The sequence below is a fragment of the Stenotrophomonas maltophilia genome (genome assembly GCF_004920835.1).
Lineage (GTDB): Bacteria > Pseudomonadota > Gammaproteobacteria > Xanthomonadales > Xanthomonadaceae > Stenotrophomonas > Stenotrophomonas maltophilia_AQ.
Window position 1 is genome coordinate 11,723 of record NZ_QFHO01000026.1, and the last position, 15,090, is coordinate 26,812.

17 protein-coding genes are annotated in these 15,090 nt (G+C 67.1%); 8 read left to right on the top strand and 9 right to left on the bottom strand.

Features of this window, described 5'->3' with window-relative positions:
• Nucleotides 1–167: 167 nt before the first annotated feature.
• From aroQ to accC, 4 genes are read left to right on the top strand one after another with little or no spacing between them, the layout of a single operon-like run.
• Nucleotides 168–617 (top strand): type II 3-dehydroquinate dehydratase, encoded by a 450-nt coding sequence (gene aroQ / locus DI041_RS16335; protein WP_136639400.1) that lies wholly within the window; start codon nucleotides 168–170, stop codon nucleotides 615–617.
• Nucleotides 617–1,039, top strand: coding sequence for a lysozyme inhibitor LprI family protein (locus tag DI041_RS16340; RefSeq protein ID WP_012512269.1), 423 nt, complete (start codon nucleotides 617–619; stop codon nucleotides 1,037–1,039). Before aroQ ends, DI041_RS16340 begins: the two co-directional genes overlap by 1 nt.
• A 53-nt stretch (nucleotides 1,040–1,092) precedes the next feature.
• Nucleotides 1,093–1,572 (top strand): acetyl-CoA carboxylase biotin carboxyl carrier protein, encoded by a 480-nt coding sequence (gene accB / locus DI041_RS16345; RefSeq protein ID WP_006397184.1) that lies wholly within the window; start codon nucleotides 1,093–1,095, stop codon nucleotides 1,570–1,572.
• A gap of 10 nt (nucleotides 1,573–1,582) precedes the next feature.
• A complete protein-coding gene (accC, locus tag DI041_RS16350) occupies nucleotides 1,583–2,950 on the top strand; it encodes an acetyl-CoA carboxylase biotin carboxylase subunit (protein WP_006397186.1) in 1,368 nt (455 codons plus the stop codon).
• Nucleotides 2,951–3,084: 134 nt separating this feature from the next.
• Here accC and DI041_RS16355 read toward each other — a convergent pair whose 3' ends face one another.
• Entirely contained in the window at nucleotides 3,085–3,459 is a 375-nt protein-coding gene (locus tag DI041_RS16355) for a hypothetical protein (RefSeq protein ID WP_065723554.1), read from the bottom strand.
• Nucleotides 3,456–4,418, bottom strand: a complete 963-nt coding sequence (locus DI041_RS16360; RefSeq protein ID WP_046986043.1) for a hypothetical protein — start codon at nucleotides 4,416–4,418, stop codon at nucleotides 3,456–3,458. Before DI041_RS16360 ends, DI041_RS16355 begins: the two co-directional genes overlap by 4 nt.
• Before the next feature lie 164 nt (nucleotides 4,419–4,582).
• On the opposite strand from DI041_RS16360, the gene prmA reads away from it, so the two are divergent.
• The 3 genes from prmA to fis all read left to right on the top strand — a co-directional run bounded on the left by prmA (nucleotide 4,583) and on the right by fis (nucleotide 6,703).
• A complete protein-coding gene (prmA, locus tag DI041_RS16365) occupies nucleotides 4,583–5,503 on the top strand; it encodes a 50S ribosomal protein L11 methyltransferase (RefSeq protein WP_046986074.1) in 921 nt (306 codons plus the stop codon).
• A 42-nt stretch (nucleotides 5,504–5,545) separates the two neighbouring features.
• Nucleotides 5,546–6,313 (top strand): DUF3426 domain-containing protein, encoded by a 768-nt coding sequence (locus DI041_RS16370; RefSeq protein ID WP_136639401.1) that lies wholly within the window; start codon nucleotides 5,546–5,548, stop codon nucleotides 6,311–6,313.
• Between the two features lie 114 nt (nucleotides 6,314–6,427).
• Nucleotides 6,428–6,703, top strand: coding sequence for a DNA-binding transcriptional regulator Fis (gene fis, locus DI041_RS16375; protein WP_006397198.1), 276 nt, complete (start codon nucleotides 6,428–6,430; stop codon nucleotides 6,701–6,703).
• A gap of 128 nt (nucleotides 6,704–6,831) precedes the next feature.
• On the opposite strand, the gene DI041_RS16380 is transcribed toward fis, so the two are convergent.
• From DI041_RS16380 to DI041_RS16410, 7 genes are read right to left on the bottom strand one after another with little or no spacing between them, the layout of a single operon-like run.
• Nucleotides 6,832–7,827: a phosphatidate cytidylyltransferase gene (locus tag DI041_RS16380; RefSeq protein ID WP_136639402.1), complete on the bottom strand. Its 996-nt coding sequence runs from the start codon at nucleotides 7,825–7,827 to the stop codon at nucleotides 6,832–6,834.
• On the bottom strand, nucleotides 7,824–8,453 hold the full coding sequence (locus tag DI041_RS16385; RefSeq protein ID WP_136639403.1) for a lysophospholipid acyltransferase family protein: 630 nt from the start codon (nucleotides 8,451–8,453) through the stop codon (nucleotides 7,824–7,826). The genes DI041_RS16380 and DI041_RS16385 overlap by 4 nt, the downstream gene beginning before the upstream one ends.
• Nucleotides 8,454–8,466: 13 nt before the next feature.
• A complete protein-coding gene (locus DI041_RS16390) occupies nucleotides 8,467–8,904 on the bottom strand; it encodes a hypothetical protein (RefSeq protein WP_136639404.1) in 438 nt (145 codons plus the stop codon).
• Entirely contained in the window at nucleotides 8,901–10,205 is a 1,305-nt protein-coding gene (locus tag DI041_RS16395; RefSeq protein ID WP_211195213.1) for a phosphatase PAP2/dual specificity phosphatase family protein, read from the bottom strand. Before DI041_RS16395 ends, DI041_RS16390 begins: the two co-directional genes overlap by 4 nt.
• Before the next feature lie 23 nt (nucleotides 10,206–10,228).
• Nucleotides 10,229–11,980, bottom strand: coding sequence for a bifunctional alpha/beta hydrolase/class I SAM-dependent methyltransferase (locus DI041_RS16400; RefSeq protein WP_136639406.1), 1,752 nt, complete (start codon nucleotides 11,978–11,980; stop codon nucleotides 10,229–10,231).
• Between the two features lie 34 nt (nucleotides 11,981–12,014).
• Nucleotides 12,015–12,632 carry a CDP-alcohol phosphatidyltransferase family protein gene (locus DI041_RS16405; RefSeq protein ID WP_046986050.1) on the bottom strand — a complete coding sequence of 206 codons (618 nt, stop codon included), beginning with the start codon at nucleotides 12,630–12,632 and terminating at the stop codon, nucleotides 12,015–12,017.
• Nucleotides 12,633–12,678: 46 nt separating this feature from the next.
• Nucleotides 12,679–13,302: a hypothetical protein gene (locus DI041_RS16410; RefSeq protein WP_046986051.1), complete on the bottom strand. Its 624-nt coding sequence runs from the start codon at nucleotides 13,300–13,302 to the stop codon at nucleotides 12,679–12,681.
• A gap of 189 nt (nucleotides 13,303–13,491) precedes the next feature.
• On the opposite strand from DI041_RS16410, the gene purH reads away from it, so the two are divergent.
• A complete protein-coding gene (gene purH, locus DI041_RS16415; RefSeq protein WP_136639407.1) occupies nucleotides 13,492–15,075 on the top strand; it encodes a bifunctional phosphoribosylaminoimidazolecarboxamide formyltransferase/IMP cyclohydrolase in 1,584 nt (527 codons plus the stop codon).
• Nucleotides 15,076–15,090: the final 15 nt, after the last annotated feature.

The window sequence follows — 15,090 nt, forward strand, 5'->3', positions numbered from 1 at the left end:
TCCCCGGCCTGCAAGGCGTTCAGCGCGCCTTGATCCAGCGCCCGCCATACGGCCACAAGCGCTCCGGCAGATTTCAAACGATCAATTGAAACGCTGCAAACTTCGCCGAACTGGACAGCATCCACCGGTTCCGCCAGACTGCCGCCCTTTCCCGTCTTCCGGATCCCATGGCGAAGCTGCTGGTCCTGCACGGCCCCAACCTCAACCTGCTCGGCACCCGCGAGCCGGAGGTCTACGGCCACACCACGCTGGCCGACATCGACCAGGCCCTGGCAGCCCAGGCGTCCGCTGCCGGGCACGCCGTGGAGAGCCTGCAGTCCAACGCCGAGCACGTCCTGGTGGACCGCGTGCAGGCCGCGCGCAATGACGGAACCGCTTTCATCCTGATCAATCCGGCCGCCTTCACCCACACCTCGGTGGCCCTGCGCGATGCGCTGGCAGCGGTGGCGGTGCCGTTCATCGAGATCCACCTGTCCAACCCGCATACCCGCGAACCGTTCCGCCAGCACAGCTACTTCAGTGACAAGGCCGTGGGCGTGGTCTGTGGCTTCGGTGCCGACAGCTATCGCTATGCGATGGATGCAGCGCTGGCACGCGTGCGGGTGGCCGGCGCGTGATGATGCTGCCGCGCGTGCTTGCCAGCGTCGTGCTGTGGGCCGGCATCTGCGGCGCGGCCACGGCGTTCGACCGCAAGGACGAAGGCATCGACTGTGCGCACCCGACCACCACGATGGAGAGCGACCTGTGCGCCTCGGACGTAGCGGCGGCTGCAGACGCTGAACTCAATACCGTGTACGCCCAGGCGCGCCAGCAGCTGCGCACGCCGGACCACGGTGGCAGCTGCAGCTACTGCGGCGAGGCCGAACAGCAGCTGGTGCTGGCCCAGCGTGCCTGGATGCAGCTGCGCGACCACGACTGCAACGCCGTCTATGCCCTCAATTCCGATGGCACGGCGCGCAACGGCGCACAGATGCGCTGCCTGACCACCCTCGCGCGCGACCGTACGCGGCAGCTGCGCGAGTTCTACGAACTGCTTTGACCCGAGCGCGACGCGCTTCCCACCACACTGACATCAAGAGCAAAGAGGCCACCATGGATCTCCGCAAAATCAAGAAGCTGATCGACCTGCTGGAAGAGTCGAACCTGGCCGAAATCGAAATCAAGGAAGGCGAAGAGTCGGTGCGCCTGTCGCGTGCCCCGGTGGCCGGCTATGCCGCACCTATGCCGGCACCGGTGTATGCCGCCCCGGCCGCCCCCGCACCGCAGGCGATGCCGATGCAGTCGCCGACCGAAGCCTCCACCGGCGGCACCGCCAAGCCGGGCCCGGCGCTGCCGGAAGGCCACGTGCTGCGCTCGCCGATGGTCGGCACCTTCTATGCCTCGGCCGCCCCGGACAAGCCGGCCTTCGTCAGCGTTGGCCAGCAGGTCAAGGAAGGCGAAACCCTGGCCATCATCGAAGCGATGAAGATGTTCAACCCGATCGAGGCCGACAAGTCCGGCACCATCGTCGCCATCCTCGGCGAGAACGGCCAGCCGGTGGAGTTCGACCAGCCGCTGTTCGTGATCGGCTGAGGGGCACGCCATGCTCGACAAAGTCGTCATTGCCAACCGAGGGGAGATCGCGCTGCGCATCCTGCGCGCGTGCCACACCCTGGGCATCCGCACGGTGGCCGTGCACTCCACGGTCGACCGCAACCTCAAGCACGTGGCCATGGCCGACGAGTCGGTCTGCATCGGCCCGGCACCGTCGCCGCAGAGCTACCTCAACATCCCGGCGCTGATCGCTGCGGCCGAAGTCACCGACGCCCAGGCCATCCACCCGGGCTACGGCTTCCTGTCGGAGAACGCCGACTTCGCCGAGCGCGTGGAGGAGTCCGGCTTCATCTTCATCGGCCCCAAGGCGGACACCATCCGCATGATGGGCGACAAGGTCGAAGCCATCCGCGCGATGAAGTCCGCCGGCGTGCCGTGCGTGCCCGGCTCGGGCGGCCCATTGGGCGATGACATCGTCGCCAACACCAAGATCGCCCGTGAGATCGGCTACCCGGTCATCATCAAGGCGGCCGGTGGTGGTGGTGGCCGCGGCATGCGCGTGGTGCACGCCGAAGCCTCGCTGAAGACCTCCATCGAAACCACCAAGAGCGAGGCCAAGGCCGCGTTCGGCAATGGTGAGGTCTACATGGAGAAGTTCCTGGAAAATCCGCGCCACGTGGAGATCCAGGTGCTTGCCGACGGCCAGGGCAACGCCATCCACCTGGGTGAGCGCGACTGCTCGATGCAGCGCCGCCACCAGAAGGTGGTGGAAGAAGCACCGGCACCGGGCATCAGCGCCGAGCAGCGCGAGCAGATCGGCAAGGTGTGCACCGAAGCCTGCGTGCGCATCGGCTACCGCGGTGCCGGCACGTTCGAGTTCCTGTACGAAGATGGCCGCTTCTACTTCATCGAAATGAACACCCGCATCCAGGTGGAGCATCCGGTCACCGAAATGGTCACCGGCATCGACCTGGTGGCCGAGCAGCTGAAGATCGCCGCCGGCCAGAAGCTGTCGATCAAGCAGAGCGACGTGGTACTGACCGGCCATGCGATCGAGTGCCGCATCAACGCCGAAGATGCTGAAACCTTCGTGCCGAGCCCGGGCACCATCACCGGCTTCCATCCGCCGGGCGGACCCGGCGTGCGCGTGGACACCCACATCTACAGTGGCTACCGCGTGCCGTCGAACTACGACTCGATGATCGGCAAGCTGATCGTGCACGGTCCGGACCGCGAGACCGCCATCGCCCGCATGCGGGTGGCACTGAGCGAAATGGTGGTGGACGGCATCAAGACCAACATCGCGCTGCAGCAGCGGATCATGCGCGACAAGGGCTTCCAGGCCGGTGGCCAGAACATCCACTACCTGGAAAAGCGCCTTGCCGAACGCAAGAACAAGCCGATCGCGCTGACCTGATCGGCGCCAGGTGCTGGACATGAAAAGGGCGGGGATATCCCCGCCCTTTTCTGTTTCTCTTCCGCTACCGCCGGACCATGCCCGGCGAAATGGCAACGAAGCGCGAGGCCGCCGGGCATGGCCCGGCGCTACCTTCAGCGCGCGTCGGCCGCCGTCGCCGGAATCTGCGACTTTGCCAACGGGCGGACGCCATTGGGCGAAGTCGGGTCGACGATCACCATGGTCTCGGTCGAGCCGTCGGGCCACACCACCTGGAAGGTGCTGCCGGCCGGCAGCGAGGCGAACGGCATGCCGCTCTGCGCGCGATACACCGCTGCGACCTGGCTGGCGCCCGCGCGGCGCACGTCTTCCTGCGCCTTCACCGTGGTCAGCTCCACCTTCGACAGATGCCGGTAGCGATCTTCATAGGTGTCGATCATCAACAGGCCAACCGCACCGGCCGAATAGGCCACGAACAGCGCCACCCAGAACCAGAATTTGGCCCCATGCAGGAATCGACGGTAATTCATTGCCCGTCCCTCTTTCCAACCAATCGCTTGATCCATTGCCTCATCTTCCCCGCACCTTGCCGCGAAACCGCAGCGTCATACACGAAATCCCGGAAATCCTGCGTTCCATCCTGCGAACAGATCCCTCCGTTCGCACAAAAACTGTTGACCAGCACGCTGTCTGCTCCACACGGTAGACCGAGTTCGCAGGCCGCAAGCCGCCATGCCAGTTCACTGAGCTGTTCGCCGGCCACCAGGCCGTTCAGCGCACGATCGCCCGAGGCGCGCACCCCCATGCCCGGCGCGATGGCCATGAATGCCTCCGGATCGCGCGACGTGCGCACCCGCTCGACCAGGTCGCGGCGGTACTCGGGGCTGTCCTGCAGCGGCTCGCCTTCGGCGAACAACGCTGCCTCGGCTGCCAGGTTGCCCTGCTCCGCCGCCTTGCGCCGTTCGGCAAGCACCAGCGGCGGCCCCAGCTTGTCGCCAGGCACAAAGCCACCGCAGCGCTGCGCGACACGTTCGCGTGCCTGCACCATCGCCGGCGCGGCGGTCAGCCCCGATCCGGCCAGCACGTTGTTGTCCAGGCGGTAGCCGCCCGGGTCGACCGCATACTGTGCGCAGTAGTCATAGACACGGCTGAGCATCCAGCGCGCCTCGTGGTTGCCCTCATCGGCCTGCACGCGCAGGCGCTGCGCGTAGGCATACAGATCGGTGGCATCTTCGATATCGGCACGGAGATCCAGTGGCAGGCCTGAAGGCAGGGCGTTGCCGCGCTCGAAGGCCGCCAGCCGGCGCGCCAGTGCTTCCGGCATTACCTGCAATGCTGCTGCGCTGTCATCGGCGACCGCGACGCCCGGCAGGTCTGCCTGCACCGTGGACGGCGCCACGTGGCCGCTGGCCCGATAGCCGGCCACGCCCAGCACGGCCACCGCCGGCAGCACGAGCAACCAGGTTTTCAGGGTCGGAGCAAAGGCCATTGGCGGCGGTGGAGCATCAGGGCGCACAGGAAAGCACGGAGTTTAGCAAGGCCCGGCAGGCCTGTCTGAATCGGCGTCGTTCATCCCAGAGCGGCATCTCAGGCAATACGGAGACGCCCCGATGGTCTAGCATGGCCCCCTTTCCCGCGATTGCCCCCACTGCCATGCCGTTCCTGGAACTGACCCTGCGCTGCACCGAAGCGACCCAGCCCCGCTATGAAAACGCGCTGGAGGACGTCGGCGCACTGGCCGTGACCCTGCTTGATGCCGAGGCCGATACCAGCAACGAACAGGCCATCCTCGAGCCGGGTGTGGGCGAAACGCCGCTGTGGGACACCCTGGTGCTGAGCGCGTTGTTCCCCGCCGACAGCAATGCGCTGTTGCTGCTGGCCGCACTGGAAGCATTCGATCCGGAACTGGACTGGAGCGGCGGCAGCTTCCGCGCGGTCGAGGACGAGGACTGGGAACGCGCCTGGCTGGACCAGTTCCAGCCGATGGATTTCGGCAGCCGGACCTGGATCGTGCCGTGGAACCATGAACTGCCAGAGGCCGCGCAGTCCGCCGATGCCGCCGTGGTGCGACTGGATCCGGGCCTGGCGTTCGGTTCGGGCACCCACCCGACCACCGCGCTGTGCCTGCGCTGGCTGGACCAGTTGGCCGTGGATGGCCTGCTGCAGGGCCAGCGCGTGCTCGACTTCGGTTGTGGCTCGGGCATCCTCGCGCTGGCCGCACTGAAGCTGGGCGCGGCTGAGGCAATCGGCGTCGACAACGATCCGCAGGCACTGGTGGCCACCGCCGACAACGCCGAGCGCAACGGCGAACAGGCACGCATGCACGTGTACCTGCCGCAGGACGAACCCGTCGCGACCTATCCGGTCGTGGTCGCCAACATTCTTGCCTCGGCGCTGGATGCGCTGGCCGAACTGCTGGCCGCGCGCGTCGCTGCCGGCGGTCGCATCGCCCTGTCGGGCATCCTGCACGGCCAGGAAGGCGAACTGCTGCAGCGCTATGCGCCGTGGTTCGACGACCTGCAGGCCACCCAGGACGGCGACTGGATGCGCATCACCGGCGTGCGCCGCGCCTGATCGTGGTTGAATGACCGCTGGATCCGAGCCCGCGCCCTGAGCATGTCCGAGCCGAACCCACCGCGCCGTCCACTGGCCACTTTCCTGCGTCCCACGTCGGAAGGTGATGCCGCGCCTGCGACCGAAACGCACACGCCGGACGCAGCCGCGCCGGTGCCCATTGCTGCAGCACCGGCTGAACCTATCGACCCTGTATCGCAACAGGAAGCGATGAAGCACCACCACGATGACACTGTCATTGCCGATGAAGCGGTGCGCATCGAGCCCGTATCGGCCGCGATACAGGCAACCGCCGTTGCCAGCGACGCGCCCAGCTTCCTCGGTGCCGCGCGCGCGCGCAGGCTGCCGACGCCGCGCTGGCACTGGCTGCTGGTCGCCGGACTGGCCCTGCTGCTGGTTCTGCAAAGCGTGCTTGCCGATCGTGCGCGACTGGCCGCCGACGCCGGCAATCGTGCGTGGCTCGGGGCGCTGTGTGGCGTCCTGCGCTGCACCCTGCCCGCCTGGCATGAACCAACCGCATTCACCATGACCAGCCGCGAGATCCGGCCGCTGCCCAACCAGGCAGGCGTTCTGCAGGTACAGGCCAGCATCCGCAACGATGCACGCTGGGCGCAGGCCTGGCCGGCGCTGCGCCTGTCGCTGTCCGATGCGGATGGCCGGGTGATCGGCAGCGCAGTGTTCACGCCGGCGCAGTATCTGGGTGAAGACCCCGGTGCGGCCCTGCTGGAGCCGGGACAGAGCGCGCGTATTGCCTTCCGTGTACAGGAGCCGGCTGCGTCCACCGTCGCATTCACCTTCGACTTCCTGTGACCAGGATGGACACGACTGGCCGTGGCAGGCCGGGCACGCTCGCGCTAGACTGGCCGCCACCACCTCGTCCGGCCGCGCGCTCCGCGCGCACGGGCAACCGAATCGGGAACCCCCTTGAACGCTGTCCTTTCTCGTCCTGACAACAGTCGTGGCGCTGCCCGGCCACCGCTGCGTGAACATGTCGCCCAGTCCGTGCGCCGTTACCTGCGTGACCTTGATGGCTGCGACGCGGACGATGTCTACGAGATCGTGCTGCGCGAGATGGAGATCCCGTTGTTCGTGGAAGTGCTCAACCACTGCGAAGGCAACCAGAGCCGGGCTGCAGCGATGCTGGGCATCCACCGCGCCACCCTGCGCAAGAAGCTGAAGGAATACGGCATCAGCGCGTAAGCGCGCACGAGGGTAGTGCCGGCCCCTGGCCGGCAACCCCATGAACGATGGCAGGATGTTGCAGTTGCCGGCCAGCGGCCGGCACTACCGGTAGATCCACGCCATGCGTGGATGACGGCCCAGCGGCATCAACCGCCGCCGCCTGCCTTCCAGTAGTACCGCACCACGTGGAAGAACACCGGCGCGGCGAAACACACCGAATCCAGCCGGTCGAGCATGCCGCCATGGCCCTCGATCATGTGGCCCCAGTCCTTGATGCCACGGTCGCGCTTGATTGCCGACATCACCAGACCACCCCAGAACCCCATCAGGTTGATCAACAGCGACAGGCCGAAGGCCTGCAGCGGCGTGAACGGGGTGATCCACCATAGCGCCGCCCCCAGCGCGCTGGCACTGAGCACACCACCCACGAAGCCCTCCACCGTCTTCGACGGCGACAGCTTCGGTGCGATCAGGCGCCTGCCCAGCAGCTTGCCCCAGATGTACTGCAGCACGTCCGAGGACTGCACCACGATCACCAGGAAGGCGAACAGCAACACGTTGCGCGAGGGGTCATGGCCGGGCACGTGCAGGTTCAGCAGCAGCGGCACATGCGAGATGCAGAACACGCAGATCATCAGCCCCCACTGCACCTTCGCCGTGCGCTCCAGGTAGTGGGTGGTGTCGCCGCCGATGGTCGACAGGATCGGCAGGAACAGGAACGCATAGACCGGGATCAGCAGTGTGTACATGCCGTACCAGTCGATCCACACCAGGTAGTACTGCCACGGCAGCACGATGTAGAACGCGGCCAGCAGCGCGTAGTAGTCGCCTGAGCGTGTCGGCGCCAGGGTAATGAACTCGCGCAGCGCGAACAGCGAGATGATCGCGAACAGCACGATCACCCCGGCACGGCCGAAGAACAGCGCCAACCCGACCACGATCGCCATCACCCACCAGGCGCGGATGCGCGAGACCAGGTTGGCGATCACTGCGCTCGGCTGCCCACGCCGGCGCCAGCGCAGCGTTTCGGCCACCAGCGTGGCCAGCACCAGCACCGCGCCCACGCCCGCGAACAGCAGGCCGGTCTGCTGGCCGACACTCTGCGTTGCCAGATCGCCAGAGACATCCAACACGAAACTCATGCACGACCTCCATTCGGCGCCAGGTCCAGCAGCGCCTGCCTGCTGCGTGCCAGGAAGGCGGCCTTGTCCTCATCGGCCTGCAGCCGTAGCGGTGTACCGAAGGTGGCCGTACACAGCAATGGCAGCGGCAGGAAACGACCCTTGGGCATCACCCGCTTCAGGTTGTCGATCCACACCGGTACGAACTCCAGCTCCGGCCGTTGCCGTGCCAGGTGAAAGATGCCGCTCTTGAACGGCAGCAACGGCTCTTCGCCCACGTTGCGCGTACCTTCTGGAAACAGGATCAACGAACACCCCTCGTCCACCGCATCACGCAGCACCTGCAGCGGATCCTGCTGGCGATGACCGGCCTCGCGCTCGACCAGCACACCGTTGAACACCGCATCGATCAGGTAGCGTCGCAGGCCATCGCGCTGCCAGTATTCGGCCGCGGCCACCGGTCGCACCTGGCGCCGCAACGCCGGCGGCATCGACGACCAGATCAGCACGAAGTCACCATGGCTGGCATGGTTGCCGTAGTACACGCGGCGCTCGCTGGACGGTGCACAGCCGATCCACAGCGCACGCGCACCGGTCACCACATGAATCGCACCACTGCAGGCGCGGGCAATCAGTTCGGCGAACATCGGGTCCTCCCGTTCACGTCTGCGGCCACAACACGGCCAGCACCAGCAGCACACCCTGCACGCCTGTCAGCAGGTACTGCCGCAGCAACAGGCGACGCATGCCTGCCCAGCGCAGGTCCCAGCCGCGCAGCGGTGCGTCGGACGATACGCGGCGCAAGCCGTTGTCATGCAGCACCTGATCGATACGGCGCGCGGCGGCTTCGCCTTCCAGCCCTTCATTACGCAGCAGCTTCAGCAGGCTCGCGTCCAACCCAACCCGCCATGCGTGGTACGCCTGTGCAAGCCCGACAACGACACTGAGCAGCAACAGGCCGGCAGCGATCATCGCCAGCCCCGGCTCGATACCGAGCAGCAGCAACGCCACCAGCAACAGGCCCAGCGACAGCAGCGCCGGCCAACGCCCCTGCCTCAGCAGCAACTGCATGGTCGCCAGATCGGGAACCGTACTCATGCGCGCACTCCCGCTGCAGCAGCGATGGCATACAGATGCGCCGTGCCCAGCACGATGCCGGGGCGTGCAGCGCGCACGATCGCCACCGCTGCTTCGGCATCGCCCGCACGGCCACTGCGCAGCAGCCAGGTCGCGACGCTGGCGGCGCTGCGCGAATAGCCCAGTGCGCAGCACACCAGCAACGGTCCGTGCGCACGCAGCCGCTCGATGGCCTCGGCCGCCTCGCGCAGCTGCTCCGGTGCAGGAACCACCAGATCCAGCACCGGCACGCTGGCATACGCGGCGCCCGGCGCGCGGCAGGACAGTTCGGCACAGGCATCGACCACGCCGACCAAGGGTGCCGGCAATGCAGCGCAGGGAATACGCCCCAGCCACACACCATCCATCACCGGCACCGGCTGCGGCGCACGGCGCGTCCACAGCCGCGAATTGATCCAGGCCGCACCCAGGTAGGGCGCCAGCAGCCAGCGCGCCGCCATCGTCAGGCGACCGTCGGCGCGCTTCTGGAACACCGCCATACCGAGCCCCGCATACGCCAACGCCACCAGCAGCAGCGATACCACCGGCCACAGCAGCCACAACGCCGCGCCACGCAGAAGCACCACCGGCATCAGCAATACAGCGGCCCCCAGCAGGTACAGCGCTGCCAGGCGCCAACGATTGGCGTCACGCGCGGTGCGCCAGGCACGCAACGGTGGCGCGCCCTGCTCCGGCCACAGCCAGACGCACAGCCAGCCGGCCAGCAGGCCGGTCGGGATATCGATGAAATGATGCTGGAACGTGGTCAGCACCGAGACGCCGATCAATAGCGCCCACAGATGCAGTACCCAACGCCACACCCCGTGCAGATACTGTGCGAACTTCACCCACAGCACGATGAGCAGCACGATGTGCAGCGACGGCGCCTGGTTGAACGGCTTGTCGAAGCCCAGCAGCACATCGAACAGCCAACCAAACACGCCGCCGATCTCCGGCCGCTCGAAGCTGAAGCGCAGCGGCCACAGCAGGAAGCACGCCACTGCGATCACCTGCGCGCTGAGCAGGCGCAGTGCATGCCGGTCCAGTTCCAGCCGGCGCCTGCACAGGAAGAACGAGATCGCATAGAACAGGTCGATCGACCAGTACGGCACGATTGTCCACGGCACGAACGGAATCTGCGTTTCCCAACCGAACGCCATCACCGGCAGTTCGGCATGGCGGCCGGCCATCCAGTTGGCAAAGCCATAGCTGGCGAAGAAGAACGGACCCAGCAGCGCCAGCCACAACAGGGCGCGCCGCCAGGGGCGCCCTTCCGCGGCCAGCGGGGTTGCAGCGAGCGTCGCCATCACGCGGTCCGGCGCGCCAGCGACACCGTGAAGATGCCGAAGTCGTCGATGCGCTGCGCCACCTTTTCGAATCCAGCCAGGCGCACCAGTTCATCCATCTCGTGCTGGGTCCGGCGGCGCATCACCCACGCTGCGCCACCGCGGTGGCTGGTCAGCGCACGCGCGATGAACTCCAGCTGCGGGTGCCACGGCTGGCCGGTGTAGGCCAGATAGCCGCCCGCCGGCACCGTCGCGGCAATGCCCCGCAGCGAGCGCAGCACGGCGTCGTTGTCGGGGAACAGTTCGTACAGGCCCGACACCACCGCCAGCGTCGGTGCAGGGTCCACCGCTGCCAGCTGCGCGGGATCGAACGCATCGCCTTGCTCGAAGCGGGCGATGTCGGCCGCACCAAGGCGCTCGATCAAAGCCTGACCCTGGGTCACGTTCAGATCGCTGAAATCACGCAGCACGATGCGCTCGGCGCGCTGTTCGCCCGTTCCCAGCGCTTCCAGCACGTAGCGGCCGTGGCCGGCGGCCACGTCCATCACGCGCACCGGCGTGCCCTGCCCACGGAGGCGCTGGGCAGCATCGCGCAGCAGTTCCTGCAGGTGCTGGCCGCGCACGCGGATGCCACGCCAGCCGATCGCGTCCAGATAGTTGCGGTCAACCATCCGCCCCAATGGACCTTTGCCTCGTGCTTCGTCGCGATAGATGTAGTCGAGCGTACTGCCCGAATCGAAACCGGTCTGCAGGCCCAGCGCGATGCCTTCGGACAGCGTGCCGCCGAAGCGCAGGCCACCGCGTACCACGCGCCAGCGCAGGTCGGCCAAGCTGTTGCGCTCCGGTGGCCAGGCCAGGATTTCCGATTCCTCGAAGGTTGGCCCGTGGCGGTGCGCATCACGCCGTGACAGCTCGCGCAGCGGTTCGGCGAAACGCGCCTGGATGAAGCTGCGGATACGCACCAGTGCCGGTGCACGATCGCGCTCGCCCAGCGTGTCGTGGAAGAAGCCCGGCAGATGCACGCGCTCCTTGATCGGGCTGGACAGGCGCTCGTAGAAGCGGTCCTGCGGCGCGCGGTGCACAACGAAGTCCGAACCGGACACCAGCAACTGCACCGGCACACTGATCGCCTGCGCATCGGCCACGACACGGTCGGCGGCCTCGTACAGGCCCAACAGCACGCGCACCGAAATCGGCCGGGTGATCAGCGGGTCGGTGCGATAATTTTCCACCCGTGCCGGGTCATGCGTCAGCCACTGCGGCTTGACGTAGCTGTTGACGAAGAAGTTGCCGCGCAGCTTCTGCATCAGGGCCAGGCCCGCACGTGCGAATGGCACGTACAGCTTCACCTTGAACGCCGGCGAAGCCATCACCAGCGCGCGCAGGCGTGGTGCGTAGTCGTGCACCCAGGTCGCGGCGACCACGGCGCCCACGCTCTGCGCGATCACCACGATGTCCTCCACCGCGATGCCATGCTCGGCGCCGATGTGGGCGATGAAGCTGTCGAGGTCGCGCACCAGCGCCGGGAAGCCCGGCGCATCGCCGCGTGCGCCCGGCGAACGGCCGTTGCCACGTGCATCCCAGGCGAAGAAGGCGGTGTCGGGCAGGTCGAGTTCGTCAACCAGATGGGTCACGCGGCCGGAATGCTCATGGCCGCGATGCAGCAGCACGATGGCCTTCGCTGGCGTGGTTGTCGTGGCGCCCGGCCAGTACCTGTAGAACAGCGGTACCTGGTCGAAGCTGTGGAATTCCCGTTCCTGCGCCTGACGCATGCAATCTCCTGATTGTCTTTTTGTATCTGCTTGATTAGTTCGGCGAAACCGCCGCTTCCTGCAGTCCGCGCCGCACGCGGTTGATCATCGTCACCGCGCACAGCACCGCCATCGCGGCGGCCACGCCAGTGACCGTCATTGCACCGCCCCAGCCGAGCGCCAGCAGCAGGCCCAGCGCACCGATGACGAAGGCGCGGTCGCTCTTGCCCATCGGACCGTCATAGCGACGGCTGGCACCGACCATCAGCCCCAGCACCCCGGCGTACTCGCTCAGGGCCGCGGTCCAGGCCAGCAGCCACAGCGCTTCCGGGCGCACGCCCGGCACACTGAGCAGGCTCAGGTACAGCGCCGCGTCGGCGATCACATCGCACAGCTCGTTCAGGTAGGCGCCCAGCCGCGACTGCTGGCCGAACTCGCGGGCCAGCATGCCGTCCACGGCGTTGAGCGCCATGCGCAGCAGCATCCACAGTGGCAGCAGCAGGTACAGCAGGGGCTGGGCCGGCGCACAGCACCACACGGCGGCAGCCACCAGCAGCGAGACCACGGCAGCGGCCACGGTCACCGTATTGGCGGTGATCCCCATGCGGTACAGACCGCGTACGGCCGGACGCAACAGGTCCTGGAAACGTCCTTTCAATGCATAGATCGACATGATCCGTACCTGCTGATCCTTGGCAGTGCGGGCACAGCCTACCCCATCAAATGCGGTTACCGGCAAGTTCGGGCTGGCCCAGCCAGTCATGCCATGGCAGCCCAGGATCGATATGCCGGCACAGCCAGACCACGTCATGGCTGCGCTGCAGGGCATTGCGCACCGCCTGCACGGCCCGCTCGCGTGCTCCTGCATCCGCGAACCCCGCCTGCAGCGACAGCAGCCGGTAGACGCCCCCGCGCGAGCGCTGGAAGTGGATGATGCCGCCGGCAGGCAGCACGATCGCCCCCTCATCCAGCCCATCGGCGTACAGATACAGCTCGAAAGGCTCCAGCCAGTGCTGTGCTTGCATCACCCACAGCAGCTCGGCCAACCCAGGCGCGCGCCGATGCAGCGCGATGGCATCGCCATACCAGCGCTTGTCGTCATCCAGGTAGACCTTGAACTCCAGCCGCCGCCAGCGCCGGCGTTCGCGGCGCTGCACGTCCCAGGACAGGATCTCGGCCTGCTCGCCCCAGCGCTCTGCGGCTTCGGCCTGCAGCGTCGGCACATCGGCCTGGGCGCACCAGGCCGCGCCTTGGCCACAACGCGCATGGCGCACATAACGGGCCAGGAACAGCAGCGCCCCTTCGGCATCGAGGGTGGCCTGCAGGCGGTTGGCAACGGTCACGGGACGGCATCCTGCACACGGGGAACAGGCGGCACCGTGCCGTGCCCAGCGGTGGCTGACAAGCCCGCGGGCCGTGCCCATTACGGTCAAACCGGCTTTGGACGCAGCGAATCTGCCCCGGCAGCACCCGCCACCGGGCCCCAAGAACTACAATATCGGCCCCGCTCCGCTGCCGATTGCCCTGTCCCCATGACTGCTGATCTGTTGCCCGTCCGTCGGGCCCTCCTCTCCGTTTCCGACAAGACCGGCCTGGCCGAGCTGGCCACTGCGCTGGCCGCACGCGGCGTGGAGCTGCTGTCCACCGGCGGCACCGCCAAGGCGATCCGCGATGCGGGCCTGGCCGTGAAGGACGTGGCCGACGTCACCGGCTTCCCGGAAATGATGGACGGCCGGGTCAAGACCCTGCACCCGATGGTGCACGGCGGCCTGCTGGGCCGTTCGGGCCTGGATGATGCAGTGATGGCCGAACACGGCATCGGTGCCATCGACCTGCTGGTACTGAACCTGTACCCGTTCGAATCGGTCACCGCCAAGGCCGACTGCACCCTGGCCGACGCGGTCGAGAACATCGACATCGGCGGCCCGGCGATGCTGCGTTCGGCGGCCAAGAACTTCGCCCGCGTGGCGGTGGCCACCGATCCGTCGCAGTACGCCGAACTGCTGGCCTCGCTGGAGGCCAACGACGGCCAGCTGTCGGCCACCACCCGCTTCGCGTTCTCGGTGGCCGCGTTCAACCGCGTCGCCCAGTACGACGCCGCGATCAGCAACTACCTGTCGGCGGTCACCGCTACTGACACGGCGGTGCCGGTGCGTGCCGAGTACCCGGTGCAGATGAATTCCACCTTCGTGAAAGTGATGGACCTGCGCTACGGCGAAAACCCGCACCAGAGCGGCGCGTTCTACCGCGACCTGTACCCGGTGCCGGGCACGCTGGCCACGTTCCAGCAGCTGCAGGGCAAGGAGCTGAGCTACAACAACCTGGCCGATGCCGATGCGGCGTGGGAATGCGTGCGCCAGTTCGACGCGCCGGCCTGCGTCATCGTCAAGCATGCCAACCCGTGCGGCGTGGCGGTCGGTGCCGGCAACGGCGATGCCTACGAGTTGGCCTACGCCACCGACCCCACCAGTGCCTTCGGCGGCATCATCGCCTTCAACAAGCCGCTGGACGCGGCCACCGCCAAGGTGATCCTGGACCGCCAGTTCGTGGAAGTGCTGATCGCTCCGGACTACGAGCCGGCCGCGCTGGAATACGCGCAGAAGAAGGCCAATGTGCGCGTGCTGCGCATCCCGCACGGCGACGGCCTGAACAATTTCGACAACAAGCGCGTCGGCTCAGGCCTGCTACTGCAGTCCTCCGACAACCGCGGCATGACCCGCGACGAGCTGAAGGTGGTGAGCAAGCTGGCGCCGACCGACAAGCAGTTCACCGACCTGCTGTTTGCCTGGAAGGTGGCCAAGTTCGTGAAGTCCAACGCGATCGTCTATGCCAAGGACAACCGCACCATCGGTGTCGGCGCCGGCCAGATGAGCCGCGTGTACTCGGCACGCATCGCCGGCATCAAGGCCGCCGATGCGAACCTGGTGGTCGAGGGTTCGGTGATGGCCTCCGATGCGTTCTTCCCGTTCCGCGATGGCATCGATGCCGCGGCTGCCGCCGGCATCAAGGCAGTGATCCAGCCGGGCGGTTCGATGCGCGATGCCGAAGTGATCGCCGCCGCCGACGAACATGGCCTGGCCATGGTGTTCACCGGCGTCCGCCACTTCCGCCACTGATTGCTGGAGCGACAC